Genomic DNA, 25,879 nt, shown 5'->3' on the forward strand with positions numbered 1-25,879 from the left:
TGTGGCCAGCTCGAATGACATCAAGAACGGCTCCGTCCTCAAGCTGGAGGGACAGCTGTGGAACACGCTCGAGTTCCAGCACGTCAAGCCGGGCAAGGGCGGCGCCTTCGTGCGCACCAAGCTGAAGAACATCCGCACCGGCAAGGCCGTGGACAAGACCTTCAACGCCGGAGCCAAGGTGGAGTTCGCCACGGTGGACCGCTCGAACTACCAGTACCTCTACCAGGACGGCGACGACTTCGTCTTCATGGACCTGCGCGACTTCGACCAGATCACCGTGCCCGCCACGGTGGTCGGTGATGCCGCGAACTTCCTGCTGGAATCACATGAGGTGACCATCGCGCTGCACGACGGCACCCCGCTCTACCTGGACCTGCCCCCCTCGGTGATCCTGGAGATCACCTACACCGAGCCGGGCCTGCAGGGCGACCGCTCCAATGCCGGCACCAAGTCCGCCACCCTGGAGACCGGCCACGAGATCCAGGTCCCGCTGTTCGTGGACCAGGGCACTCGGGTCAAGGTCGACACCCGGACCTCGGACTATCTCGGCCGAGTCACGGACTGATCCCCGCAGTGGCAAAGCGAAGCAAAGCCCGCCGCAGGGCCCTGGAGATCCTCTTCGAGGCTGAGCAGCGCGATATGGACCCCTTCGAGGTGCTGCGGGTCCGGCGCGAGCGCAACGACCTGATCGTCAACGACTACGTCCTGGAGCTCATCGACGGGGTGAAGTCCGAACAGTCGCACATCGACGAGATCCTGGCCACCTACGCCAGGGGCTGGACCCTGGAGCGGATGCCCCGGGTGGACCTGATGGCGCTGCGCATCGGGGCCTGGGAGCTGCTGTGCAACACCGAGATCCCGGACAACGTGGCGGTCGCCGAGGCGGTCGCGCTGGTCAAGGAGCTCTCCACCGATGATTCGCCCAGCTTCGTCAACGGCCTGCTCGGCAGGCTCCAGCAGCTCAAGCCCACGCTGGTCGAGGTCGATGACGTAGAGTGAGCACAGCGTCGCGGCCCGGAAACCTCGCGCCGCGATGATCGTTGCGCAGGCTCCGCCGAGAGCGGGTGTGCGCAGCGGATAACTGAAGATCCAGACTTCCTTTAAACATCGTCCAGTGAGGCGAGGAAGGAGTCATACGGTGACACCCTCACCCGAGACCTCTCATGTGATGTCCGCCGCCGACATGGACCGGGCACTCACACGCATAGCCCACGAGATCGTCGAATCCCATCGCGGGGTCGAAGGTCTCCTGCTGCTCGGCATCCCACGCCGCGGGACCATTCTGGCCCGCCGCCTGGGCGAGCGACTGGCCCGGATCGACCCCGGCTTCGACCCGGCCCAGGCCATCGGATCCCTGGACATCACGCTCTACCGCGATGATCTGCGCGCCCACGGCGCCCGGACCCCAGAGCCGACCACGATCCCCGGAGCCGGGATCGACGGCGCCACGGTGGTCCTGGTCGATGACGTGCTCTACTCCGGACGCACCGTGCGCGCCGCGCTGGACGCACTGCAGGCCCTGGGCCGCCCCGCCGTGGTCCGGCTCGCCGTGCTGGTGGACCGCGGCCACCGTGAACTGCCGATCCGCTCCGACCATGTCGGAAAGAACCTGCCCACCTCCCGCGACGAGCGGGTCTCGGTGCTCCTCGACGAGATCGACGGGGTTCCGCGCAGCGAGGAGGCCGTGGTCATCCAGCGCGGCCGCAGCGTGAAGTCCCCGGCGGGTGAGCGCTGATGCGGCACCTGCTCTCCACCGCAGACCTCAGCCACACCCAGGCGCTGAGCATCCTGGACACCGCCGAGGAGATGGCCGCGGTCTCCACCCGGGAGGTCAAGAAGCTGCCCACGCTGCGCGGACGCACCGTGGTGAACCTGTTCTTCGAAGACTCCACCCGCACCCGGATCTCCTTCGAGGCCGCCGCCAAGCGGCTCTCCGCCGATGTCATGAACTTCTCCGCCAAGGGCTCCTCGGTCTCGAAGGGGGAGTCGCTGAAGGACACCGTGCAGACCCTGGAGGCGATCGGGGCCGACGCGATCGTGATGCGGCACTGGGCCTCCGGGGCCGCCGCGCAGCTCGCCGCCTCGGACTGGACCGACTGCGCGGTGATCAACGCCGGGGACGGCACCCACGAACACCCCACGCAGGCGCTGCTGGACGCCCTCACGCTGCGCCGCGGATTCTCCGCCGCCCAGGGACAGGACCCGCGCGGCACCGACCTGACCGGCATGCGGGTGCTGATCGTGGGCGACATCCTGCACTCGCGGGTGGCCCGGTCCAACATCTGGCTGCTGCGCACCCTGGGCGCCGACGTCGGACTGGTCGCCCCGGCCACGCTGCTGCCGGTAGGCGTGGAGAAGTGGCCGGTGAGCGTGTTCTACAGCCTCGACGAGGCGCTGGGCTCCGGGCCCGACGCCGGACCCGACGCGATCATGATGCTGCGGGTCCAGGCAGAACGGATGGGCGGCGCGTATTTCCCCACCGCTGCGGAGTACACCCGCCGCTGGGGACTCACCGATGAGCGGCTGGCCCGTCTCCAAGCCCACCGCGGAGCACTCGGTCAGACCCCGATGATCCTGCACCCCGGGCCGATGAACCGCGGCGTCGAGATCTCCGCCGCCGCCGCCGACTCGCCGATGAACCAGGTCCTGGACCAGGTCTCCCACGGAGTCTCCGTCCGCATGGCCGTGCTGCACCTGCTGCTGAGCAGCTCAGAGAGGAACACTGCATGAGCACCACCCCCACTGCCACCCTGATCCTTCAGGCGCAGCCCTACGGCGAGACCCCCGTGGATGTGCTGCTCGCCGAGGGCAGGATCGCCGCGCTCGGCCCCCAGGCCCGGGTCGAGGCCGACCGGCTGCGGTCCGAGCCAGACAGCCAGGTCACCACGATTGAGGCTGAAGGCCTGGTCCTGCTCCCGGGCATGGTGGATCTGCACACCCACCTGCGCGAACCCGGCCGCGAGGACGCTGAGACCGTGGAGACCGGCAGCCGCGCAGCCGCCAAGGGCGGGTTCACCGCGGTCCACGCGATGGCGAACTCCTCCCCGGTGGCCGACTCCGCCGGCGTCGTGGAACAGGTGCACCGGCTGGGCCGGGCCTCGGGCTGGACCGAGGTCTACCCGGTGGGCGCGGTCACCGTCGGGCTCGCCGGGGAACGGCTCGCCGAGCTCGGAGCCATGGCGGAGTCCTCCGCGCAGGTGCGGATGTTCTCCGACGACGGGATGTGCGTGCACAACCCGGTGCTGATGCGCCGGGCACTGGAATACGTGAAGACGGTGGACGGGTTCATCGCTCAGCACGCCCAGGAGCCGCTGCTCACCGAGGGTGCCCAGATGAACGAGGGCGACGTCTCCGCGATCCTCGGGCTGCCCGGCTGGCCCGCGGTGGCCGAAGAGTCGATCATCGCCCGCGACGTGCTGCTGGCCCAGCACGTGGGGGCTCGGCTGCACATCTGCCACGTCTCCACGGCAGGCTCGGTGGAGATCATCCGCTGGGCCAAGGAGCGCGGGATCGACGTCACCGCCGAGGTCACCCCGCATCACCTGCTGCTCACCGACGAGCTGGTCCGCGGCTATGACCCGGTGTACAAGGTCAACCCGCCGCTGCGCACCGGCGCCGACGTCGAGGCGCTGCGCGCCGGGCTGGCCGATGGCACCATCGACATCATCGGCACCGACCACGCCCCGCACCCGACCCAGGCCAAGGAGTGCGAATGGTCCGCCGCGGCCATGGGCATGACCGGACTGGAGACCGCGCTGCCGGTGGTGATCAAGACCATGATCAACACCGGGCTCATGGACTGGCGACGCTTCGCGGAGGTCACCTCCAGCGTCCCGGCGCGGATCTACCGACACGCCCAGCAGGGCCGCCCGATCGAGACCGGCGAGCCGGCCAACCTGGTCCTGGTGGATCCCGAGGCCATCCAGATCGTGGACCCCGCCGATCACGCCAGCAAGGGCCGGAACTCGCCGTTCCGCGGCATGGAGCTGCCCGGCGCGGTGCGCGCGACCTTCCTGCACGGGCACCCGGTGGTGCTCGACGGCGAGCTCAACACCCCGCTGCCCCGCCCCGCCGCCGAGGCGACGGCCACAGGGGTGGGCGCATGACACTGGCGACCACCGCCGCGGACATGACCGGCACCTATCTGAACTACCTGTGGATCGCCCTGGGCATCATCGTGGTGCTGCTGGGCCTGCTCCGGCTGGGCTGGCGCGGCCGCAAACGCCGCCAGGCCGGTCTCCCGGCGCCCGAGGAGGTCCCCGCCGCGCTGCTCGAGGAGCAGCCGCGCGCCGCCGCGGAAGGCATGGTGGTCGGCACCGTCAAGGCCGGGGACTACCTGGACCGGATCGCCGTCCACGAGCTGGGCCTGCGCACCAACGGGCGCCTGGAGGTGCACCCCCAGGGCGTCGCCGTCTTCCGCTCCGGCGCCCGGAACTACTTGATCCCCGCCGCCTCGCTGGAGCACGTGCGCACCGACCGAGGGGTGGTGGGCAAGTTCGTGGAGCGCGACGGCGCCGTCATCATCGGCTGGCGGCTCGGCGAGGAGTCTGTGGAGACCGCCTTCCGGGCCCGCCGCGCCGAGGCCCATCAGGAGCTCCTCGACGAGCTCACATCCGTCATCCGTCCCTCCGACGAGGAGTCAACACCAACATGACCCAGCACACCACCGCCACACTGGACACCGGCAGCTCTGCCACACCAGCCGCCACACCCGTGACCGCCCCAGCCCCTGCTGTGCTCGTCCTCGAGGACGGCACCGTGCACCGCGGCGCCGCCTACGGGGCCCGGGGCGCCCGCCTGGGCGAGGCGGTCTTCGCCACCGGGATGACCGGCTATCAGGAGACGCTCACCGATCCGTCCTACGCCCGGCAGATCGTGGTGCAGACCGCCCCGCACATCGGCAACACCGGGATCAACGACGAGGACGCCGAGTCCCGCAAGATCTGGGTCGCCGGCTATGTGGTGCGCGACGCCGCCCGCCGCCCCTCGAACTGGCGCTCCCGGCGCACCTTGGACGAGGAGCTGGAGGTGCAGGGAATCGTCGGGATCAAGGACGTGGACACCCGATCGATCACCCGGCACCTGCGCAGCGCCGGGGCGATGAAGGCCGGGATCTTCTCCGGTGACCAGGCAGCCCGCCCCATCGCCGAGTTGATCACCGAGGTCAAGGCCCAGCCATCGATGGCCGGGGCGCGGCTGGCCGAAGAGGTCTCCACCGACACCGCTTACGTGGTGGAGCCGCACGAGCACGGCTGGTCCGATGAGATCGTGGCGACCGTTGCCGCCATCGACTTAGGCATCAAGACCATGACCCCGGTGCGGATGGCCGAACGCGGGCTGCGCGTGCATGTGCTGCCCGCCGCCAGCAGCTTCGCCGAGATCCAGGCACTGGGCCCCGACGGGGTCTTCCTCTCCAACGGGCCCGGTGACCCGGCGACCGCGGCGAACCAGATCGAGCTTCTGCGCGAGGTGCTCGAGGCCCGGACCCCGTTCTTCGGGATCTGCTTCGGCAACCAGATCCTGGGCCGAGCCCTGGGTTTTGGGACCTATAAGCTGCCGTTCGGGCACCGCGGGATCAACCAGCCGGTGATGGACCACGCCACCGGCAAGGTGGAGATCACCTCGCAGAACCACGGCTTCGCCGTGGACGCACCGGTGGGCGAGGTGCTCACCGCGCCGCAGGAGCGCTTCGGCCGGGTCGAGGTCAGCCACTCCAGCCTCAACGACGGCGTCGTGGAGGGCCTGCGCTGCCTGGACATCCCGGCGTTCAGCGTCCAGTACCACCCCGAGGCCGCCGCCGGCCCGCATGATTCGGCCTACCTCTTCGACCGCTTCGTCGAGCTGATGACCGATGCCAGCACCCAGACCGGCGCAGACACCGTGACCCCGATCAGCCACGACCCTGCCCTCACCCCAGCCCCAGAGACCCGCGGAGGGAACCCACTCAATGCCTAAGCGTCAAGACCTCAAGTCCGTCATGGTCATCGGCTCCGGGCCGATCGTGATCGGACAGGCCGCCGAGTTCGACTACTCCGGCACCCAGGCCCTGCGAGTGCTCAAGGAGGAGGGCCTGCGGGTCATCCTGGTCAACTCCAACCCGGCCACCATCATGACCGACCCGGAGTTCGCCGACGCCACCTACGTGGAGCCGATCAGCCCCGAGGTGGTCGCGAAGATCATCGAGAAGGAGCGCCCCGACGCGCTGCTGCCCACCCTGGGCGGGCAGACCGCGCTGAACACGGCGATCGCGCTGGACAAGGACGGGGTGCTGGAGAAGTTCGGCGTGGAGCTGATCGGCGCCAACATCGCCGCCATCGAGCTCGGCGAGGACCGGCAGAAGTTCAAGGGCGTGGTGGAGCGCTCCGGGGCGGAGTCCGCCAAGTCGCTGATCGTGCACTCCATGGAGGAGGCGCTCTCCGCCGCCGAGGAGCTGGGCTACCCGATGGTGGTGCGCCCCTCCTTCACCATGGGCGGACTGGGCTCCGGGATGGCCTATGACGAGGAGGACCTGCACCGGATCGCCGGTGCCGGGCTGCAGTACTCACCGACCACGGAGGTGCTCCTGGAGGAGTCCATCCTGGGCTGGAAGGAGTACGAGCTTGAGATGATGCGCGACTCCAAGGACAACGTGGTCGTGGTCTGCTCCATCGAGAACTTCGACCCGGTGGGCGTGCACACCGGGGACTCGATCACCGTGGCCCCGGCCATGACGCTGACCGACCGGGAGTACCAGAGGCTGCGCGACATCTCGATCAACGTGATCCGCGAGGTAGGGGTCGCCACCGGTGGCTGCAACATCCAGTTCGCCATCGAGCCCGGGACCGGCCGCGTCGTCGTCATCGAGATGAACCCCCGGGTCTCACGCTCCTCGGCGCTGGCCTCGAAGGCCACCGGCTTCGCGATCGCGAAGATCGCCACCAAGCTCGCCCTGGGCTACACGCTGGACGAGATCCCCAACGACATCACCCAGAAGACCCCGGCCAGCTTCGAGCCCGTGCTGGACTACGTGGTGGTGAAGGTCCCACGCTTCGCCTTCGAGAAGTTCCCCGCCGCGGACCCCACGCTGACCACCACGATGAAGTCCGTGGGCGAGGCGATGGCCTTCGGCCGGAACTTCACCGAGGCGATGCAGAAGGCGCTGCGCTCCCTGGAGCAGCGCGGCAGCGAGTTCGACTTCACCCGGGCCGAGCCCGAGGAGCTCGAGCAGCTGCTGAGCAAGATGGCGACGGCGACCACCGATCGGCTGCACCAGGTGCAGCGGGCGCTGCTCTCCGGAGCCTCTATCGAGCAGGTCCACCAGATCACCGGGATCGACCCCTGGTATCTGGATCAGCTGCAGCTGATCAACGAGACCGCGACGGCGGTGGCCTCCGCGCCGGAGCTCGACGTCGAGGCGCTGCGCCTGGCCAAGCGGCACGGCTTCTCCGATGAGCAGATCGGCGCGCTGCGGCATATGGACGCCGCAGTGGTCCGCGGGGTCCGCCACGCGCTGGGCATCCGCCCGGTGTACAAGACCGTGGACACCTGCGCCGCGGAGTTCGAGGCCTTCACCCCGTACCACTACTCCTCCTATGACCTCGAGGACGAGATCGTCCAGCACGAGGCGCCCTCGGTGATCATCCTGGGCTCCGGACCCAACCGGATCGGTCAGGGCATCGAGTTCGACTACTCCTGCGTCCACGCCACCATGGCGCTGCGCGAGGCCGGCTATGAGACCGTGATGGTCAACTGCAACCCGGAGACCGTCTCCACCGACTACGACGTCTCCACCCGGCTCTACTTCGAGCCGCTGACCCTGGAGGACGTGCTCGAGGTGATCGCTGCCGAGGAGCGCACCGGGGGAGTGGCCGGGGTCTTCGTCCAGCTCGGCGGTCAGACCCCGTTGAAGCTCGCCCAGCAGCTCGCCGACGCCGGGGTCACCATCCTGGGGACCTCCCCGGAGGCGATCGACCTCGCCGAGGACCGCGGCGAGTTCGACCAGGTGCTCCAGCGCGGCGGGCTCATCGCGCCGAAGAACGGCACCGCGGTCAGCTTCGAGGACGCCAAGCGGGTCGCGGACTCCATCGGCTACCCGGTGCTGGTGCGGCCCAGCTACGTGCTCGGCGGACGCGGCATGGAGATCGTCTACGACGAGCCCGGGCTGGAGCGCTACATCGCCAACGCCACCGAAGTCACCCCGGAGCATCCGGTGCTGGTGGACCGGTTCCTGGAAGACGCCATCGAGGTCGACGTCGACGCGCTCTACGACGGCGAGCAGCTCTTCGTGGGCGGCATCATGGAGCACATCGAGGAGGCCGGGATCCATTCCGGGGACTCCGCCTGCGTGCTCCCCCCGATCACGCTGGGACCCGACGTCCTGGAACGCGTCCGGGTCGCCACCCGGGCCATCGCCGAGGGAGTCGGGGTGCAGGGACTGATCAACATCCAGTTCGCCCTGGCCTCGGACATCCTCTACGTGATCGAGGCCAACCCGCGCGCCTCCCGCACCGTGCCCTTCGTCTCCAAGGCCACCGGGGTGCAGATGGCCAAGGCCGCCGCGCACATCGGCACCGGGGTCAGCATCGCGGCGCTCCGGGAAGGCTCCGGCCACCCGCTCTCCGGTCTGCTCCCGGCCACCGGCGACGGCTCCGAGCTGCCCCCGGGTGCCCCGGTCTCGGTGAAGGAGGCGGTGCTTCCCTTCGCACGCTTCCGCACCCCCGAGGGTCGCGTGGTCGATTCCCTGCTCGGCCCGGAGATGCGCTCCACCGGCGAGGTCATGGGCATCGACAAGCACTTCGACACCGCCTTCGCCAAGGCCCAGCAGGCGGCGAACAACCCGCTGCCCACCGCCGGGAAGGTCTTCGTCTCAGTGGCCAACCGGGATAAGCGGGCGATCATCATGCCGGTCAAGCGGCTGGCCGACCTGGGCTTCTCCATCGTCTCCACCGGGGGCACCGCCGATGTGCTGCGCCGGAACGGGGTCGAGACCACCACAGTGGCCAAGATCGCCGACGCCGACACCCAGGGCGGGACCATCCTGGAGCGGGTGGAGAGCGGGGAGATCGCCCTGATCATCAACACCCCCTCCGGCGGTGACGCCCGCAGCGACGGCTACGAGATCCGCGCCGCCGCCACCTCGGTGGGCACCCCGGTGATCACCACGGTGGCCGAGTTCGGCGCCGCGGTGCAGGCCATCGAGGCGCTGGGCCAGTTCAGCTGGTCCGTAGCATCGCTGCAGGAACACGCCGAGCGGCTGCAGCAGGCAGCGCAGCGTCACCAGGCTGAGCGGTCAGAGCGGGGAGAGCTGCCGAAGCAGGCGGAACTCATCGGTCAGGGCGGGGCATGAGATCGGTCCCGGCCGGCGCGGGGGAGCCGAGCGCGCCTGCCGTTGCGGGGGAGCAGAGCGTCTCGGCCGGCGTGGCCGCCGGGGCCACGTTCGGGAGCCGGCTCGCCGCCGCGATGCGAGTCCACGGTCGGCTCTGTGTGGGTCTGGACCCGCACCCGCAGCTGCTCACCGACTGGGGACTGACCCAGGACGCCGCGGGACTGCGCGAGTTCAGCGCCCGGGTGCTCGAAGCCTGCACCGGTCGGGTCGGTGTGCTCAAGCCCCAGGTCGCGTTCTTCGAGCGGTTCGGGGTCTCAGGCATGCAGGTGCTCAGCGAGGTCCAGCACCAGGCCCGCGCGGCCGGACTGCTGGTGATCGCCGACGCCAAGCGCGGGGACATCGGCTCCACCATGGCCGGCTACGCCGAGGCGTGGCTGAACCCGGAGGCTGACTTCGGCGCCGATGCGCTCACCGTGAGCCCGTATCTTGGATTCGGCTCGCTGCAGCCCGCGGTCGAGGCCGCCGCCCGGCATCAGGCAGGTCTCTTCGTGCTGGGGCTGACCTCGAACCCGGAGGGTCAGCAGGTGCAGCTGGCCCGCGACGCCCAGGGAGTCACCGTGGCCGGTCAGATCGCGGCCGAGGCTGCCGCCGCCTCCGCAGCACTGACCCGTGCCGCGGGCGAAGACCCCGGCGCGGCCGAGCTGGGCAGCATCGGGCTGGTCGTGGGGGCCACGACGGCGCGGCTCGCCGCCGAGCATCGGATCGATCTCAGGGCCGGCCGGATGCCGCTGCTGGCACCCGGCTACGGAGCCCAGGGAGCCGATGCCCAGGCGCTGCGCACCGGCTTCGGCGCCAGCTACCCGAGCCAGGTCCTGGTGAACTCCTCCCGGGGCGTGCTGCGGCACGGACCCGACCCGGTTTCGCTGACCAGGGCCATTGAGTCAGCGACGGCGGATCTGGGCTGAGAACTCCGCAGGCCGTTCTCTATTGCTGTTCCACCTTCCAACCACTAGATTCTGCTCCATATCACCTGGTGCCGTCCGCAGAAAACCGTTCCGAGCGACTGCACCACGGAAGTTGGGGGAGAATCGTGGCACTGCGAGAACTGACCAAGGAAGAGCGGGACACCGCCCGCCGCAAGGCACTTGCCGCGCGAGTCGAGCGGGCCCAGCTGAAGAAGGAGTTCGGCAACGGGGGCCTGAGCTTCGATCAGGTCCTGGAACGAGCGAGCAGCTCAGAGGCGGTCGCTCGGCTGAAGACCCTGGAGCTGTTGGAATCCCTTCCCGGTGTGGGCCGGGTCACCGCCACCAAGGCGCTGGAAGACCTGGGGATCTCGGTGAACCGGCGGCTCGGTGGGCTCGGGGTCAAGCAACGGCGAGCACTGAAGGAGTTTCTGGCAGAATTGGGGTGACCATCCATCCCAAGGAGCCAGTGCATTGTCAGCAGTCCCCGGCAGTCCCGCCGTCACCGTGCTCGCCGGACCGACCTCCGTCGGGAAGTCGACGCTGAGCCGATTCATCCGCACCCACTACCCAGAGGTGCACTTCTCGGTCTCCGCGACGACCCGCCCGCCGCGGCCCAGCGAGGTCGACGGTGTCGATTATCACTTCATCGAGCCTGCACGCTTCGATGAGCTCGTCGCGCAGGGGGCGTTCCTGGAATGGGCGACCGTGCACGGCACGCACCGCTACGGCACGCTGCGCTCCACCGTGGACGCCGCTCTCGCCGCAGGGAAGCTGGTCCTGCTCGAGATCGACCTGCAGGGAGCACGCCAGGTCAGAGCCACCATGCCGGAGGCGCAGTTCGTCTTCCTGGCGCCCCCGTCCTGGGAGGACCTGGTGTCCCGACTGGTCGGTCGAGGCACCGAATCCGAGGAGGAACAGCAGCGCAGGCTGGAAACGGCTAAGATAGAGCTTGCTGCCGAGCAGGAATTCGACGTCTCGATCATCAACGACGAGCTCGACCGGGCCGCAGCCGAACTCGTAGCGCGCATGGGGTTCACCCATGCATCACCCCAATCTGAAGGACAACTCCCCAAGTGACTGAGCAGACCGAAGGCATCATCTACCCGTCGATCGACTCCCTCCTGGAGAAGAGCGACTCGAAGTACTCGCTGGTCCTCTTCGCCTCGAAGCGCGCTCGCCAGATCAACGCGTACTACGCTCAGCTGCACGAGGGACTCTTCGAATACGTCGGGCCGCTGGTGGACACCAAGCTCAACGAGAAGTCGATGTCCATCGCGCTGCGCGAGATCAACGAAGACCTGCTGGTCAACCACCCCGCGGTCAACCCCGCCTCCTGATCCCGCAGCACCCCGCGAGGTAATCTGGCCGGATGCGCATCGTTCTAGGAGTCAGTGCCGGCATCGCCGCCTATAAGGCGGTCCACCTGCTGCGACTCATGCGGGAAGCCGGCCACCAGGTGGACGTGATCCCCACTCCCGCGTCGGAGAAGTTCGTCGGGCGCGCCACCTGGGAGGCGATCAGCGGTCGGCCGGTCACCACCTCGGTCTTCTCCGGAGTCGATGAGGTCCGCCATGTCCGGCTCGGTCAGGAGGCCGACCTGATCGTCGTCGCCCCCGCCACCGCCGACCTGCTGGCCAGGGCCCGTGCCGGCATGGCTGATGACCTCCTCACCACCACGTTGCTGGCCACCGAGGCGCCGGTGCTGCTGGTGCCCGCCATGCACACCGAGATGTGGAACAGCGTGGCCACCGCCGAGAACGTCGAGGTCCTGCGCGGCCGAGGAACAGAGGTCATGGAGCCCGCGACAGGCAGGCTCACCGGCAAGGACACCGGGCCCGGTCGACTGCCCGAACCCGAGCAGATCTTCGAACGGGTCAGCGAGCTGATCGCCGAGATCCAAGGCCCGACCTACGCCTACGCCCCCCGTGCCGGGATCTTCTACGCCCCGGACCCCCAGGCGCAGCCCGCGCTGCAGGGTCGCAGCGTGGTGGTCACCGCCGGCGGCACCCGGGAGCCCCTGGACCCGGTGCGCTACCTGGGCAACCGATCCTCCGGCAAGCAAGGGATCGCCCTGGCCGAATCCGCCGCCGCCGCCGGGGCGCAGGTGCATCTGATCGCCGGCATCATGGACGTCGAAGCACCGGAGCACGTCGCGAACATCACCGTGGAGCGCATCGAGACGGCCGAGCAGCTGCAGGCCGCCGTCGGACGCCGCGCGCCGGAGGCCGACCTGCTGATCATGGCCGCCGCCGTCGCCGACTTCCGCCCCACCTCCTACGCGGCGCAGAAGATCAAGAAGACCGAGGACGGCGAGAACCCGGTGATCACCCTGGAGCGCAACCCCGACATCCTCGCCGAGACAGTCCAGAACCGGCGGTCCGCGGGCACCGGGCCAGGCGTCGTCGTCGGCTTCGCCGCAGAGACCGGCAGCGCCGAGGCCGATCCGCTCCAGCTTGCCCAGGCCAAGCTGCTGCGCAAGGGCTGTGACCTGCTGGTGCTCAACCAGGTGGGGGAGACACTGGTCTTCGGTCAGGATGAGACCGAGATCCACATCCTCACCTCGCCGACGCTCGCCGAGTCTTCCGCGCCGGTGACCACCCTGCGCGGAACCAAGCACCAGGCGGCCGAGGCGATCATCTCCGCGGCCGCCGCTTACCTCGTGTGAAGCAGGCTTCTCAGGTGCCGATCGGCCTGCCGTAGGATGACCGGGTGACGAATTCCAACACCCCCGCGGCTGGGTCCTCGCTGCGCCTGTTCAGCTCCGAATCTGTGACCATCGGGCACCCGGACAAGATCTGTGACCAGATCTCCGATGCGATCCTCGACGCGATGCTCGCCGAGGACAAGAACTCCCGGGTGGCGGTGGAGACGCTGACCACCACCGGACTGGTGCATGTGGCCGGTGAGGTCACCACCTCCGGCTACGTGGAGATCCCGCAGATCGTGCGCAACACGCTGCTCGACATCGGCTACGACTCCTCGGCCAACGGGTTCGACGGCGCCCGCTGCGGCGTCTCGATCTCGATCGGCCAGCAGTCCCCGGAGATCTTCGCCGGAGTGTTCAACTCCATGGAGGCCCGCGGCGGGGCAGAGGACCGCCGCGACGCCCAGGGCGCCGGTGACCAGGGCATCATGTTCGGCTACGCCACCAACGAGACCCCCAGCTACATGCCCAGCGCCATCTCGCTGGCCCACCAGCTCTCCGCCCAGCTGACTAAGGTCCGGCAGGACGGCCAGCTGGCCTATCTGCGGCCCGACGGCAAGACCCAGGTCACCATCGGCTACGACGGCGACCGCCCGGTCAGCCTCGACACCGTGGTGGTCTCCACACAGCACACCGCAGAGACCTCCCAGGAGCAGCTTCAGGCCGAGATCAGCGATCAGGTCATCGCGCCGGTGCTGGAGCACACCGGGCTGGACCTGGGCGCGCTTTCGGAAATCATCAACCCCTCGGGTCCGTTCGTGGTCGGCGGCCCTGTGGGCGACGCCGGACTGACCGGACGCAAGATCATCGTGGACACCTATGGCGGATTCTCCCGCCACGGCGGCGGTGCCTTCTCCGGCAAGGATCCCTCGAAGGTGGACCGCTCCGCCGCCTACGCCATGCGCTGGGTCGCGAAGAACGTGGTCGCCGCCGGACTGGCCGACCGCGCCGAGATCCAGATCGCCTACGCGATCGGACGCGCCCACCCGGTGGGCATCTACGTGGAGACCTTCGGCACCGAGAAGGTGGATCCGACGCAGATCTCGGCCGCGATCGACGCCGTCTTCGACCTGCGCCCACTGGGCATCATCGAAGACCTGGACCTGCTGCGTCCGATCTACCGTGAGACCTCCAGGAACGGCCACTTCGGCCGCGACGGCGAGAACTTCCCCTGGGAGCGCCTAGACCGGGTCGAGGCGCTGAAGTCCTTCTTCAACGCCTGACCCGGCTGAGTCCGCCCCGGGATCACTCAGCGCTGACCTGACTCAGTGAAGATCTCAGTCAGCAGGCGCTGCAGCGCCGCTTCCCGGGGGCCACGACGGACCAGCCACTCAGTCAGCGGTTGATTCAGCGCCCGGCAGGCGGTGGTTGGAGCTGCCGCGCCAGCTGCGGTAGGCCCAGATGGTCATAGCGATCACCACGGCCCAGGACACGCCGATCACCACGCCGTTGACGATGGTGCGATCAGCGATGAACGCTCCCAGCGCCACGAGCGAGACCTGTCCCGGCACGGTGGAGATCATGCTGGCCACCACGAAGTCGCGCTGGGAGACGCCGAAGGCACCGCTGCCGTAGTTCACCGGCCAATAGGGGACCCCCGGGGTGAGCCGCAGAGCGAAGACGGCCTCGAACCCGGCGTCGTGAAGATGGGACTCCACCTTCTCGCCATGGGAGCCCAGCAACTTCCGCACGGCCTGGGTGCCAAGGAGTCGGGCCAGGTGGTACGCGGCGAAGCAGCCGATGAGCACTCCGATCACCGAGAGCAGGCTTCCTTCCAGCGTGCCGAAGATCAGTCCGCCGCTGACCGCCATGACGGTGACCGGGATCGGCGTCATCGCCACCACGGCGTAGAGCGCGATGAACACCATCCAACCGGCCCAGCCGTAGTCCTCGATGCGCTGCTGGAGCTCATCCAAGGGAGGCAGTCGCAGGTTGAAGGCGGCATAGATCATGCCTGCCAGCACTGCCACGAGCAGCGCGTTGCGGATGAAGGAGCCCCAGGCGGGACCGAGGGCTTTCTGACTCATTAGCGCAACTCTACGCATCTGTGCGTGTCCGTGCCGAGCGATACGATCGCAAGGCAGCAGAAATCTCGTGAAGATCTCGGTGAAAGGGGTGGATCAGCGTGGGTCAGGAGCCGGCATCCCAGGCAGGGCAGCCGTCGAACCAACCTGCCCTGCTGGACTCGCTGGCGCCCCAGCCGGCTCCGCAGCTGCCCGCCGGGGCCACGGAGGACCTGCCCGTGGCCGAAGTCCTGCTGGAATCCGCCGTTCCGCACCTCGACCGTCCCTTCGACTACGTGGTGCCCATCGATCTGGCGGAGAAGATCGTGCCCGGGTCCCGGGTCAAGCTGCGGTTCTCCGGACGGGAGATGACCGGTTACGTCCTGCGCCGGAAGCAGGAGCCCTCCACCGCCTCCCGGCTCTCGCTGATCACCAAGCTCGTCACCGCCCTGCCGGTGCTCTCCGAGGACATTCTCCAGCTCTCGCAGCAGGTCGCGGAACGTGGAGCCGGGGTCACCGCAGACGTGCTGCGCGCAGCCATCCCGCCACGGGCAGCGCGGGTGGAGAAGGACTTCGCCGGCCTGCGCGTCCCCGAGGTCCAGCTTGACCCGGGAAACCCGCGACCCCGCAGCGCCGCACTGGCGCTGAAGTCCTACGGCGAGCAGTCCTGGACGGCGCAGGTCTTGGACCGGGTGCGGGAGTGTGTTGCGGGGGAGGGGGACGCCGTCGTCGTCGTTCCGGACCAGCGCGACGTCGAAGCCCTCATGGAGGTGCTCACCGGCTCACTGGGCAGCGGGGTCGCGGTCCAGCTGACCGCAGAGATGGGCCCTTCGGCGCGCTACCGGTCCTTCCTGCAGCTGCGCTATGGACAAGCCCGGGTGGCAGTGGGCACCCGGTCCGCCGTCTTCGCTCCGGTGGCTCGGCTCCGGCTGCTGATGGTCTTCGAAGACGCCGAGCAGACCCACGCCGCGCCCCGGGCTCCCTACCACCATGTCCGCGAGGTGGCGCTGCTGCGCACCGTGCAGACCGGTGCGGAGCTGGTGTTCCTCTCCACCTCCCGGAGCCTGGAGGTGCAGCGACTCGTCGAACGCGGCTGGCTGACCGAGGTGGCACCCGAGCGTGAGGAGCGCCGCGGCGTCGCGCCCCGGATGATCGCCACGGCAGACTCCTATGAGCAGGAGCGCGAACCGGCCTTCCGGCAGGCCCGACTCCCCGCTGCCGCGTATAAGGCCGCCAGGGACGGTCTGCAGCACGGGCCGGTGCTGGTGCAGGTCGCGCGCAGCGGGTTCATCCCAGCGGTGCTCTGTGAGCGGTGCCGCAGCCGCCAGCAGTGCCCGCAGTGCCATGGACCGTTGAGCCTGCCGGCCCACCACGGGCAGTCCCGGACGCTGAAATGCCGCTGGTGCGGGCTGCACCATCGGGATCACCGCTGCACCGAGTGCGGGTCCACCACCTTCCGTGCCGGCACTCGCGGGGCCGATCGCACCGCCCAGGAGCTGGGCCGCGCCTTCCCGAACACCCCGGTGATCTCCTCCACCTCTGATCACCCGATCGCCGAGGTCGGCCAGGAGCCGGCCCTGGTGGTCAGCACCCCGGGGGTGGAGCCGGTGGCGCAGACCGGCTATGCCACAGCCCTGCTGCTCGACGGAGACACCCAGCTCAGCCGCGAGGGTCTGGACGTGCCGCGCCGGGTGCTCTCCCGCTGGTTCCGCGCCGCCTCCCTGGTGCGCCCGCACAAGACTCACGGTGGCACCGTGGTGATCACCGCCGAGGCGGAGGACCTCACTGCCGCACTGGTGCGCTGGGACCCCGTGGGCTATGCCCGCAGAGAGCTCTACAACCGTCTGGAGCTCGGGCTGCCCCCGGCGCAACGGATGCTCAGCCTCACCGGTGACCCCGCAGAGGCCGAGGCGTTCCTGGTCCAGGTGCAGCTGCCGGAGGGACGTTCCTGGATCGGCCCGGCCCCGCTGGAGGATGGTCGGCACCGGTATCTGTTGTTCTTCGGCTATGCCGAGGCCGCCAACGTGGTCACCGAGATCCGAAGGATCCGGCGCACACACAGCGCCGCACCCCCCGGCGCGGCGCGCGGCGGCCGGGGCCTGCGGATCGCGCTGGATGACATCGAGAGTCTCCAGTTCTGATCGGCACATCAGTGCGGCAGCAACGGATCTTGCCGGCGCTCAGTCCAACCCGGCGACGAAGCGGCGCAGCGCCCGGCCCGCCTGGGCCGGCTTCTCGTAGTGCAGCAGATGACCGGTGCCGCGCAGCACCTCGGAGGAAGCCTGCGGCAGCATCCGGCGCAGACGCCGCTGCCCAGCGGGAGTGCTCAACTGATCCTGTGCGCCCGGCACCAAGAGCACCGGCAGATCCAGACTGGGCGCGAACTCCGTGACGGTGTGCCTGCTGGAGGCTCGATACGCCTGCAGCAGGGTGCCGGGATCCGAATAGCCGCTGAAGTACCGCCGGTGCTGGTCCTTGATGTAGGCCACCTGTTCCGGGGCGCGGGCGAGAATCATCGACGCGTTGGTGACCGCCTGCGCCGCCGAGGATCGCAGCAGGACCTGCGCCCACGGTGCAGGCAGCCTGCCGCTGGCGCGGTAGTAGAGGTCCACTGCGGCCGCCCCCGGCAGCAGGGAGCCGGTGAAGATGTCATTGCTGATCGGGGCGAAGAGGACCAGACCCGCCCAGCGTCGGGACTGCGATGACCCTGGCGCCGGATCGGCCGGCAGGGTCTGCGCAGCGTGCGCCGCTGGGTTGGTCTGCGCAGCGTGCGCCGCGACGATGATCGAGCCGAAGGAGTGGCCGACCAGCACATCGCTGGGTCCCAGGTCCAGCGCCTGGGCCAGCGCCTCCACGCAGGCGGCGTAGGCTCCGAGGGTATGCTCCGCGAGGTCCCCCGCGCCGCGTCGCAGCGGCGGCGTCGCGCCGAAGCCCGGCAGATCTGGGACGAAGATCTCGAACTCGGGCAGCGCGTCGACGATCAGCGCCATCCCATGATGATCCCCGCGGAACCCGTGGATCAGCAGCAGCCGCCGGGCGGGTCGCGCCGAGTTTACCGGTGCGGACACCTGGGCGGGGTAGTGCCAGACTGCCGCGGCGGTGCTCAGCCGGGCCGCGCCGTCGTCCTCGGGGGCCTGGCCGTCAGACTGGGGGCAGGCAAAGTCCAGCGCGACGTCTCGTCTGATGCCACTTCGGGCTGGGTGCTCGGTCCAGGTGCGGATCACTGGCCCAGCCTAGCGGGGAACTCAATTAGACTGGCGGGGTCCAAGATACGACCCGACGACGACGAGGTGCCCCCCAGGTGAGCCACGCGAGCGAAACCGCTGTAGCCGATACCACTGCGACGCAGCCCAGCAGCCCTTCGGCTGACTCCCAGGGCGAGAAGAAGCAGTACTCCTTCCAGGAGATGGAGGCCCGCTGGCAGCCCCTCTGGGAGGAACAGGGCACCTTCGTGGTGGACCCGGCCGATGACCGGGAGAAGAAGTACGTGCTGGACATGTTCCCGTACCCCTCCGGGGACCTGCACATGGGCCATGCCGAGGCCTTCGCCATCGGGGACATCCCGGCACGGTATGCCCGGCTGCGCGGCTACAACGTGCTGCACCCGATCGGCTGGGACTCCTTCGGGCTGCCCGCGGAGAACGCCGCGATCAAGAACGACGCCCACCCGGCGGACTGGACCTACGCGAACATCGAGACCCAGGCGGCGTCTTTCAAGCGCTACGGGATCAGCACCGACTGGACCCGCCGGCTGCACACCTCCGACGAGTCCTACTACCGCTGGACCCAGTGGCTGTTCCTGCAGTTCTACAGCAAGGGCCTGGCGTATAAGAAGGACTCCCCGGTCAACTGGTGCCCCAAGGACCAGACCGTGCTGGCCAACGAGCAGGTCGTCGACGGCGCCTGCGAACGCTGCGGGACCGCGGTGATCAAGAAGTCGCTGAACCAGTGGTACTTCAAGATCACCGACTACGCCGACCGGCTCCTCGAAGACATGGACGAGCTCAAGGGCCACTGGCCCGACCGGGTGCTCTCCATGCAGCGCAACTGGATCGGCCGCTCCACCGGCGCCTCGGTGCGCTATGAGATCCGCTCTGCTCCCGACGCCGCCGACCACCCTCCGGTGGAGGTGTTCACCACCCGCCCGGACACGCTCTACGGGGTCACCTTCATGGTGGTCGCCGCCGACGCCGACCTGGCCATGGAGCTGGTCACCGAGGGCCAGCGCGCCGAGCTCCAGGCCTACCGGGATGCTCTGGGCAGCGTCTCGGACATCGAGCGCCAGTCCGCCGAGCGGGAACGCACCGGTGTCTTCCTGGGCCGCTACGCGATCCACCCGATCACCGGCGAGGAGCTCCCGCTGTGGGCCTCGGACTATGTGCTCGCCGACTACGGCACCGGCGCCGTGATGGGCGTGCCCGCCCATGACCAGCGCGACCTGGAGTTCGCCCGCACCATGGGGCTCAACGTCCGCGTCGTCGTCGACACCGGCGAGGAGGACCCGGCGGAGACCGGCATCGCCACCGCCGGTGCGGGCACCGCGATCAACTCCCCGGCCTGGGAGGGCCTGGACAAGGACGCCGCGATCGCCCGCGCCATTGAGGTGCTCGCAGAGAACACCGTGGGCGAGGCCAAGGTCAACTACCGGCTGCGCGACTGGCTGCTCTCCCGGCAGCGCTTCTGGGGTGCCCCGATCCCGATCATCCACTGCGCCGACTGCGGCGAGGTTCCGGTGCCCGAGGACCAGCTGCCGGTCAAGCTGCCCACCGGGATGCGCGGGGAACAGCTCGCGCCCAAGGGCAAGTCCCCGCTGGCCGGGGCCAGCGACTGGGTCAATGTGGACTGCCCGTCCTGCGGCGCCCCCGCCACCCGGGACACCGACACGATGGACACCTTCGTGGACTCCTCCTGGTACTACCTGCGCTATATCGACCCCACCAACGACGCCGAGATCTTCCCCAGCGAGGAGATCAACAAGTGGCTGCCGGTGGACCAGTACGTGGGCGGGGTGGAGCACGCCATCCTGCACCTGCTCTACTCCCGGTTCTTCACCAAGGTGCTCTTCGACCTGGGACTGGTGAACTTCACCGAGCCGTTCAAGGCGCTGCTGAACCAGGGCCAGGTGCTCAACGGCGGCAAGGCCATGTCCAAATCTCTGGGCAACGGGGTGAACCTGGGTGAGCAGCTCGACATCTACGGGGTCGACGCGGTCCGGCTGACCATGGTCTTCGCCTCCCCGCCGGAAGACGATGTGGACTGGGCCGACGTCTCACCCTCGGGCTCGGCGAAGTTCCTGGCCCGCGCCTGGCGACTGGCCCAGGACGTCTCCTCCGAGGCGGCAGCGGACCCGGCCAGTGGCGCCACGGCGCTGCGCGCAGTCACCCACCGCACCATCCAGGACGCCGCGCAGCTGATCGAGGACAAGAAGTTCAACGTGGTCATCGCCCGCACCATGGAACTGGTCAACGCCGCCCGCAAGGAGATCGACTCCGGCGCTGGCGCGGCCGACCCGGCGGTCCGCGAGGCCGCGGAGGTCACCGCGCAGATCCTTTCCCTGGTGGCGCCCTACACCGCTGAAGACATGTGGGAGATGCTCGGCCACGAGCCATCAGTGGCGAACTCCGCCTGGCCCTCGGTGGACGAGTCCCTGCTGATCCAGGACACCGTCACCGCGGTGGTCCAGGTCAAGGGGAAGCTGCGCGACAAGCTGGAGGTCGCCGCAGACATCAGCGAGGCAGACCTCGAGGCACAGGCGCTGGCGCTGCCCCGGATCCAGAGGTACATCGCCGACGGCGGCGGGGTGCGCAAGGTGATCGTGCGCGCACCGAAGCTGGTCAACGTCGTGACCGGCTGATGAACCCCCGGCCGGCAGAACGCTGCCAGCAGAGTCTGGCCCGATGGCGCAGCGCCCTCGAGGCCGACCTGCTGGCACGGCGGGCTGCCGTGCCGGGGCGCAGACCCCACCTGCGCCGCAGGAAGGGGCGCATCGCGGTGGTCACGGACTCCTCCTCCTCACTTCCGGTGGATCGCGGCACCCAGGAGGTGCTGCTGGGTCCCGTCGGGACGAACATCATCTCGGTGCCGATCCCGGTGATGATCGGGGACCAGATCTACCCGGAGACCAGCCCTGACCTGGACCGGGATCTTCCGATGGCGTTGGCCGTGGGCAGTCCGGTGCGCACGTCTCGGCCGTCCCCGGGACGATTGATGCAGGCCTATCAGGCCTTGCAGGCTCAGGGCTACGCCGGGGTCGTGTCGATCCACCTCTCGGCGAAGCTCTCGGGCACCGTGGAGGCGGCTCGGCTCGCTGCGGGTCAGCTGGACTTCCCGGTCACCGTGATCGATTCCGGACAGGCAGGTCTGGGACTAGGACACGCGGTGATCGACGCGGCGATCACCGCCCAGCTCGGCGGGTCCCCGGCGTCGGTGGCGGAGGCCGCCACGCGCAGCGCCGAGCAGGCCGAGTCGCTCTTCGTGCTGCCGAACCTGGACCAGCTGCGCCGCGGCGGCCGGATCAATGCGATGTCCACGCTGATCGGCGGGCTGCTCTGGGTCAAGCCGCTGCTGCAGCTCGTCGAGGGGGAGATCCACCCTGTCGAGCGACCCCGCACCATGCCACGGGCGCTGGAGCGGCTCCAGGACCGGGTCGCGCAGCAGGCCCACGGCATGACCGCCCCGCGCCTCGCCGTGCACGGGTTCGGCAACCAGGCCCAGGCCTTGGAGCTTGCCGAGGCGCTGGGTCCGCTCTCGGCCAGCCCGATACCAGTGGTGGACCTTCCCCCCGTGCTCGCCGCCCATCTCGGTCTGGGTGCTCTCGCGGTGTCACTGAACCCGGAACTTCCCGGCACCCGCTGACTCACCCATAGGCCCGGCTGTTGGCCCGGTGGCGCCGGGCCGGCTTGGCGCCCAGCGGGGCCCGGGGGTTTGCCCCAGCCATCCGCCGACGACCCCGTGGCCCTCCGCTGCGCACAGCAGAGGTCCTTCCGGGCCGCCCAGCGGTGAAGGCTTCTAGCGTGTCCGTCATGGAGGTCTGGCCTGAGGATCAGTTGACGAGGCGCGAGCGGCTGCGCGCGGACCGGGAGCGTGAGCACTCCGCTCCGGCGCGCATCCGGTTGAGACTTGCCGGAGTGCTCGTGATCGTCATCGGTCTGCTGACCTGGCTGGCGGTCTCCTGGCTCGCGGGTCTCTCGGAGCACTCAGCTGTGCCGGATCCACCACAGCCAGGGCAGGGCCAGCCCGGCCTCGGCGCATCTGAGAATCCCGCGCAGGCCAGCGGGCCCCGGCAGCCGCAGGGCGCAGGGGTCGCTGACCCGGGTCAGGGCGCTGGGTTGTCGCAGACACCGGATGCGCCCGGGAACGCTCGGACCCCGCTGGGAGCACCTGAGGCGCAGGACGCGAGCCCGGTAGTGGTCCACGTCGGCGGAGCCGTCGAGTCCCCGGGTGTGGTGGAGCTCAGCGCCGGTGCGCGAGTACATGAGGCGATCGAGGCTGCCGGCGGGATGACCTCCAAGGCAGACCCCGGTGGTTTGAACCTCGCCACGCCGGTCCAGGACGGTGCGCTGATCTGGGTGCCCACACCGGAGGAGCTCAAGGCGGGGACAGGGCCACCGGCGGCTGGAGCGACAGGTGCTCCCGGGCCGAACGTGGGAGCAGGTGATGGGGCCGGTCAGGGGACCGGGCCGGAGGTCGGGCAAGGGGCGCCGCCCGGGTCTGGGCAAGGGGCTGGAGATGGCTCGGGGAAAGGTTCTGGAGAAGGGGCAGCGGTCGGGGCGGGGGCTGGGGAGCTGATCAACCTCAATACGGCCGATGCGGCGACCTTGGATGAGCTGCCGGGGATCGGCCCCGCGCTCTCGCAGCGGATCATCGACCACCGCGAGACCAACGGGGCCTTCGGCTCCTTGGAGGAGCTCGCGGGGGTCAGCGGGATCGGGCCGGTGATCTTGGCAGATGTGGAGGGTCTGGTGACCTGGTGACCGCGGGGAAACCCTTGGATCTGCGGCTGCTTCCGGCCGCTCTGTCCTCTTGGGCGGCAGCACTGGCGGCGGTGCATCTTCCCTGGCAGCACGCGCTGCACCTGGGGTGGACCCTGCTGGGTGTTGGGGCGCTGGCCACCCTGGGGGCCTGGCTCCTGCACCGCCTGAGCACTGCGGCCGCGCCGCTGCATATCTTGCTCTGCTGCGTCCTGGCCGGCGCCGTGGCGTTCCAGGCCGGGACCGAAGCCCGAGAGCATCACAGCAGCGGGTGGGTCTCGGCGGTGGAGAGTGACGTCCCGGTCATGGTCACGCTGCGGGTCTCGGCCCAGCCGGAGGTGCTCAGCACCCCGGGGTTCGACGGCCAGACTCGAATCGCGGCTGCGGCGACGGTGGAGACCGCGGTCCTCTCCGGCGAGGACCGCCCACGGCCCCTCGACGCTTTCGTGGTGATCATCCAAGACTCCGCTGCGGCGCCGACTGGCCACCCCTCCGCGGAGCCGACTGGTCAGCCTCCCGGCGGGCCTGCCGGGGAGCATATCGGTCAGCCCGAGGGTCACCCTTCGGCGGCGTCCAGGGTGGGCACGCTGTCATTGGTCACCGGCCATCGGTACCAGGGGCTGGTGAAGCTCAGCCCGACGGGCCCGGGCCAGCGGGAGACCGCCCTGGTCTTCCCCTTCGGCGAGCCCCTGCAGCGGCTGCCCGCCGATCCGCGCACCGAATTCACCGAGGTCTTCAACGGCCTCCGCTCGGCCACCGCGGCGGCCTCTGCTCCCGCGGTCGGTGATGCCCCGGCGCTGCTGCCGGGTCTGATCCTGGGGGACCGCACACACCAGGACCAGGAGCTCAGCGAGGCGATGCGCGCTGCGGGTTTGAGCCATCTGACCGCGGTGAGCGGCGCCAACTGCGCCCTGGTCATGGGGGCGCTGATCGGTCTGGTGCGGCTGTCGCGCGCTCCGCGCTGGACGAGCGTCCCGGTCTCACTGATCGGTCTGCTGCTCTTCGTGCTGCTGGTCCACCCGGAGCCCAGCGTGATCCGTGCCGGTGTGATGGGCAGCATCGCCGCGGTCTCCCTCTTCGCCGGTCGCGGACGGTCTGCCTTCGCGCTGCTGTGTCTCTGTGTGTTGGGCCTGTTGGTGTTTGACCCGTTCTACGCGATGGAACCGGCGTTCCAGCTGAGTGCGGCTGCCACCGCGGGGATCGTGGTGCTGGGAACCAGGATCCGTGAGCGGCTCGAAGGCTTCCTGCCGATGGTGCTGGCGGCTCCGCTGGCTCTGGCGTTCTCGGCGCAGCTCTTCGTCACTCCGGTGCTGCTGCCGCTCTCGGCGTCGATGAGCACCTACGCCATTCCTGCCAACGTGTTGGCCGCCCCGTTCGTGCCGTTCATCACCGTCCCGGGCACCTTCGCGGCAGTCATCTCCACGACGCTGCCCTGGTTGGCGGTGCCGATCCTCTGGTGCTGCGGCTGGGCGGCAGCCTGCCTCGGGCTGATCGGGCGGGTGGCCTCGGGGCTGCCGCAGGCCACCGCCCCATGGCCCGAGGGGTGGCTGGGCTGGGCGCTGGTGGTGCTCTACGTCTTCGCGGCAGTGGTCCTGGCCTGGGGCCTGGTGGAGCGTTTCCGTCTGTGGCAGGTGCTTCTGCTCGCCGGCATGGCGGGTGCTGTGCTCGCGCTGGTGCTGCCGGTGACCGCGCTGACGCCCACCCGGGGTATCGATCAGTGGCAGGTGGCGCTGTGTGATGTGGGCCAGGGAGACATGCTGGTGGTGCGAACCCAAGAGGCCGCCGGGGTCATCGTGGACACCGGAGAGGACCCGCTGCTCGCGGACCGATGTCTTGAGAAGCTCGGAGTGGACACTGTCGAGGCGCTGCTGCTCACCCATGAACACCGCGACCACTATGGCGGGACTCCGGGGGTCCTCCAAGATCGGGAAGCGGGGTTGGTCCTGCATGCCGGCAGCGCAGACTGGGACGTGGGCACCGAGGTGGAGTCCGTCGCGGAGCTGCCGGTGGATGTGCCGGTGCACCGCCCGGAGGCTGGGGAGACCTTCGAGTTCCTGGGCGGGGTCCAGGTCCGCCTGACCGTGTGGGCCGCCGAGGCCCATCACGCCGAGGCCAATGACAATTCATTGGTGGCGCTCTTCGAGATCGCCGATTCCCGCCTGGAGCCGGGAGTCATCGGCTCCGCGGAGCAGCCGCTGCGGCTGCTCGCCATGGGCGATATGGAACAGGAGGTCGCTGCGTCGCTGCTGCGTCGGGTGGGTCCACCAGAGGGGGTTCATCTGCTGAAGGTCTCTCATCACGGGGCGTCCAACGGGGGCACGCAGGTGCTGGAGGCGACCCGGCCGGCGGCGGCCCTGATCGGGGTGGGGGAGGAGAACTCCTATGGGCACCCTTCAGCGGAGATCATCGGCACCTTGGAGGGACTAGGCGCCGCGGTCTACCGCACTGATCTGCACGGCACAGTGGTGTTCACTGTGGATGCAGATGGTCTGGAGGCGGACGCTGTTCCCTGACTCGAGCCGATCCCGGCGACCCGCACGTTCGAAGTCCTCGAGGAGCCGGGGGACCAGGTCTGGCCCACAGCGTCGCACTGCGCTGGCGGCCACCGGATGACCTCCCGTGGCTTCCATTCTGCGCTCCGCCTGGACCCCACCCGGCCGCACCGGAGCCCTGGCGATAACACCAGCAGATCCTGGCCCCGCGTTATAGCAGCCCCGCATCAGCAGGACGTACGTTGTGCACGCGGCGTGTGGCCGAGCCCTCAGAGCCTCCATCGGTGAGACGTGCTGGTCCGGCAGACCCGTTCCTTGAACAACTTCAGCACCAGGGCTCGGCATCCACAGGCGCAGCCCGTCATCACACTGGGAAGACATCATGAGAATGCAGAGACAGCACAGCACCAGGCGCGGTGCGCCACGCGCTACACCGCAGGA

At 69.3% G+C, this 25,879-nt stretch carries 21 protein-coding genes; 19 read left to right on the plus strand and 2 right to left on the minus strand.

The features are described from left to right. Nucleotide 1 precedes the first annotated feature (1 nt). From efp to metK, 14 genes are all read left to right on the plus strand, one after another. Nucleotides 2-565 (plus strand): elongation factor P, encoded by a 564-nt coding sequence (gene efp / locus HNR11_RS10485; RefSeq protein ID WP_058889332.1) that lies wholly within the window; start codon nucleotides 2-4, stop codon nucleotides 563-565. Between the two features lie 8 nt (nucleotides 566-573). Next, nucleotides 574-999 (plus strand): transcription antitermination factor NusB, encoded by a 426-nt coding sequence (nusB, locus tag HNR11_RS10490; RefSeq protein ID WP_179442216.1) that lies wholly within the window; start codon nucleotides 574-576, stop codon nucleotides 997-999. Between the two features lie 139 nt (nucleotides 1,000-1,138). Next, the gene (gene pyrR, locus HNR11_RS10495; RefSeq protein ID WP_179442217.1) at nucleotides 1,139-1,735 is read left to right on the plus strand and encodes a bifunctional pyr operon transcriptional regulator/uracil phosphoribosyltransferase PyrR; all 597 of its coding nucleotides are present in this window, start codon (nucleotides 1,139-1,141) and stop codon (nucleotides 1,733-1,735) included. Further along, nucleotides 1,735-2,730 (plus strand): aspartate carbamoyltransferase catalytic subunit, encoded by a 996-nt coding sequence (locus HNR11_RS10500; RefSeq protein WP_179442218.1) that lies wholly within the window; start codon nucleotides 1,735-1,737, stop codon nucleotides 2,728-2,730. The genes pyrR and HNR11_RS10500 overlap by 1 nt, the downstream gene beginning before the upstream one ends. After that, nucleotides 2,727-4,106 carry a dihydroorotase gene (locus HNR11_RS10505; RefSeq protein WP_179442219.1) on the plus strand — a complete coding sequence of 460 codons (1,380 nt, stop codon included), beginning with the start codon at nucleotides 2,727-2,729 and terminating at the stop codon, nucleotides 4,104-4,106. The genes HNR11_RS10500 and HNR11_RS10505 overlap by 4 nt, the downstream gene beginning before the upstream one ends. Further along, complete coding sequence (locus HNR11_RS10510; RefSeq protein WP_246310384.1) at nucleotides 4,103-4,654, plus strand: PH-like domain-containing protein; 552 nt, start codon at nucleotides 4,103-4,105, stop codon at nucleotides 4,652-4,654. Before HNR11_RS10505 ends, HNR11_RS10510 begins: the two co-directional genes overlap by 4 nt. After that, a complete protein-coding gene (carA, locus tag HNR11_RS10515) occupies nucleotides 4,651-5,955 on the plus strand; it encodes a glutamine-hydrolyzing carbamoyl-phosphate synthase small subunit (protein WP_179442220.1) in 1,305 nt (434 codons plus the stop codon). The genes HNR11_RS10510 and carA overlap by 4 nt, the downstream gene beginning before the upstream one ends. After that, nucleotides 5,948-9,325 carry a carbamoyl-phosphate synthase large subunit gene (gene carB / locus HNR11_RS10520; RefSeq protein WP_179442221.1) on the plus strand — a complete coding sequence of 1,126 codons (3,378 nt, stop codon included), beginning with the start codon at nucleotides 5,948-5,950 and terminating at the stop codon, nucleotides 9,323-9,325. Before carA ends, carB begins: the two co-directional genes overlap by 8 nt. Next, the gene (gene pyrF / locus HNR11_RS10525) at nucleotides 9,322-10,269 is read left to right on the plus strand and encodes an orotidine-5'-phosphate decarboxylase (protein WP_179442222.1); all 948 of its coding nucleotides are present in this window, start codon (nucleotides 9,322-9,324) and stop codon (nucleotides 10,267-10,269) included. Before carB ends, pyrF begins: the two co-directional genes overlap by 4 nt. A gap of 125 nt (nucleotides 10,270-10,394) precedes the next feature. Beyond that, nucleotides 10,395-10,715 (plus strand): integration host factor, actinobacterial type, encoded by a 321-nt coding sequence (gene mihF, locus HNR11_RS10530; protein WP_058889326.1) that lies wholly within the window; start codon nucleotides 10,395-10,397, stop codon nucleotides 10,713-10,715. A gap of 25 nt (nucleotides 10,716-10,740) precedes the next feature. Further along, nucleotides 10,741-11,346 (plus strand): guanylate kinase, encoded by a 606-nt coding sequence (gene gmk / locus HNR11_RS10535; RefSeq protein ID WP_058889325.1) that lies wholly within the window; start codon nucleotides 10,741-10,743, stop codon nucleotides 11,344-11,346. Further along, nucleotides 11,343-11,606, plus strand: a complete 264-nt coding sequence (rpoZ, locus tag HNR11_RS10540; RefSeq protein ID WP_058889324.1) for a DNA-directed RNA polymerase subunit omega — start codon at nucleotides 11,343-11,345, stop codon at nucleotides 11,604-11,606. Before gmk ends, rpoZ begins: the two co-directional genes overlap by 4 nt. A gap of 32 nt (nucleotides 11,607-11,638) precedes the next feature. Next, the gene (locus tag HNR11_RS10545) at nucleotides 11,639-12,934 is read left to right on the plus strand and encodes a bifunctional phosphopantothenoylcysteine decarboxylase/phosphopantothenate synthase (protein ID WP_179442223.1); all 1,296 of its coding nucleotides are present in this window, start codon (nucleotides 11,639-11,641) and stop codon (nucleotides 12,932-12,934) included. Nucleotides 12,935-12,978: 44 nt separating this feature from the next. After that, nucleotides 12,979-14,196, plus strand: coding sequence for a methionine adenosyltransferase (metK, locus tag HNR11_RS10550; protein WP_179442224.1), 1,218 nt, complete (start codon nucleotides 12,979-12,981; stop codon nucleotides 14,194-14,196). A 108-nt stretch (nucleotides 14,197-14,304) separates the two neighbouring features. Here the strand turns inward: metK and HNR11_RS10555 are convergent, their stop codons facing one another. Further along, nucleotides 14,305-15,000 (minus strand): TVP38/TMEM64 family protein, encoded by a 696-nt coding sequence (locus tag HNR11_RS10555; RefSeq protein ID WP_232301808.1) that lies wholly within the window; start codon nucleotides 14,998-15,000, stop codon nucleotides 14,305-14,307. Between the two features lie 98 nt (nucleotides 15,001-15,098). Here HNR11_RS10555 and HNR11_RS10560 point away from each other — a divergent pair, with 98 nt between their 5' ends. Further along, entirely contained in the window at nucleotides 15,099-17,117 is a 2,019-nt protein-coding gene (locus HNR11_RS10560) for a primosomal protein N' family DNA-binding protein (RefSeq protein WP_179442225.1), read from the plus strand. A gap of 39 nt (nucleotides 17,118-17,156) precedes the next feature. Here HNR11_RS10560 and HNR11_RS10565 read toward each other — a convergent pair whose 3' ends face one another. Beyond that, nucleotides 17,157-18,200 (minus strand): alpha/beta fold hydrolase, encoded by a 1,044-nt coding sequence (locus tag HNR11_RS10565; protein ID WP_179442226.1) that lies wholly within the window; start codon nucleotides 18,198-18,200, stop codon nucleotides 17,157-17,159. Nucleotides 18,201-18,277: 77 nt separating this feature from the next. Between HNR11_RS10565 and leuS the strand changes: the two genes are divergently transcribed. The 4 genes from leuS to HNR11_RS10585 all read left to right on the plus strand — a co-directional run bounded on the left by leuS (nucleotide 18,278) and on the right by HNR11_RS10585 (nucleotide 25,459). Beyond that, complete coding sequence (gene leuS, locus HNR11_RS10570) at nucleotides 18,278-20,830, plus strand: leucine--tRNA ligase (protein WP_179442227.1); 2,553 nt, start codon at nucleotides 18,278-18,280, stop codon at nucleotides 20,828-20,830. Next, the gene (locus tag HNR11_RS10575; protein ID WP_179442228.1) at nucleotides 20,830-21,831 is read left to right on the plus strand and encodes a DegV family protein; all 1,002 of its coding nucleotides are present in this window, start codon (nucleotides 20,830-20,832) and stop codon (nucleotides 21,829-21,831) included. The genes leuS and HNR11_RS10575 overlap by 1 nt, the downstream gene beginning before the upstream one ends. A 167-nt stretch (nucleotides 21,832-21,998) precedes the next feature. Then, a complete protein-coding gene (locus HNR11_RS10580; protein WP_179442229.1) occupies nucleotides 21,999-22,949 on the plus strand; it encodes a ComEA family DNA-binding protein in 951 nt (316 codons plus the stop codon). Beyond that, entirely contained in the window at nucleotides 22,946-25,459 is a 2,514-nt protein-coding gene (locus HNR11_RS10585) for a ComEC/Rec2 family competence protein (RefSeq protein WP_179442230.1), read from the plus strand. Before HNR11_RS10580 ends, HNR11_RS10585 begins: the two co-directional genes overlap by 4 nt. Nucleotides 25,460-25,879: the final 420 nt, after the last annotated feature.

This window comes from Nesterenkonia sandarakina, assembly GCF_013410215.1.
GTDB classification, from domain to species: domain Bacteria; phylum Actinomycetota; class Actinomycetes; order Actinomycetales; family Micrococcaceae; genus Nesterenkonia; species Nesterenkonia sandarakina.

What these genes read in the sequence shown, in the direction of transcription:
- HNR11_RS10575 (WP_179442228.1), top strand. Translation starts at nt 20,830, where the DNA reads ATGAACCCCCGGCCGGCAGAACGCTGCCAGCAGAGTCTGGCCCGATGG.
- HNR11_RS10505 (WP_179442219.1), top strand. Translation starts at nt 2,727, where the DNA reads ATGAGCACCACCCCCACTGCCACCCTGATCCTTCAGGCGCAGCCCTAC.
- HNR11_RS10545 (WP_179442223.1), top strand. Translation starts at nt 11,639, where the DNA reads ATGCGCATCGTTCTAGGAGTCAGTGCCGGCATCGCCGCCTATAAGGCG.
- carB (WP_179442221.1), top strand. Translation starts at nt 5,948, where the DNA reads ATGCCTAAGCGTCAAGACCTCAAGTCCGTCATGGTCATCGGCTCCGGG.
- pyrF (WP_179442222.1), top strand. Translation starts at nt 9,322, where the DNA reads ATGAGATCGGTCCCGGCCGGCGCGGGGGAGCCGAGCGCGCCTGCCGTT.
- HNR11_RS10500 (WP_179442218.1), top strand. Translation starts at nt 1,735, where the DNA reads ATGCGGCACCTGCTCTCCACCGCAGACCTCAGCCACACCCAGGCGCTG.
- HNR11_RS10510 (WP_246310384.1), top strand. Translation starts at nt 4,103, where the DNA reads ATGACACTGGCGACCACCGCCGCGGACATGACCGGCACCTATCTGAAC.
- carA (WP_179442220.1), top strand. Translation starts at nt 4,651, where the DNA reads ATGACCCAGCACACCACCGCCACACTGGACACCGGCAGCTCTGCCACA.
- HNR11_RS10580 (WP_179442229.1), top strand. Translation starts at nt 21,999, where the DNA reads ATGGAGGTCTGGCCTGAGGATCAGTTGACGAGGCGCGAGCGGCTGCGC.
- HNR11_RS10555 (WP_232301808.1), bottom strand. Translation starts at nt 15,000, where the DNA reads ATGAGTCAGAAAGCCCTCGGTCCCGCCTGGGGCTCCTTCATCCGCAAC.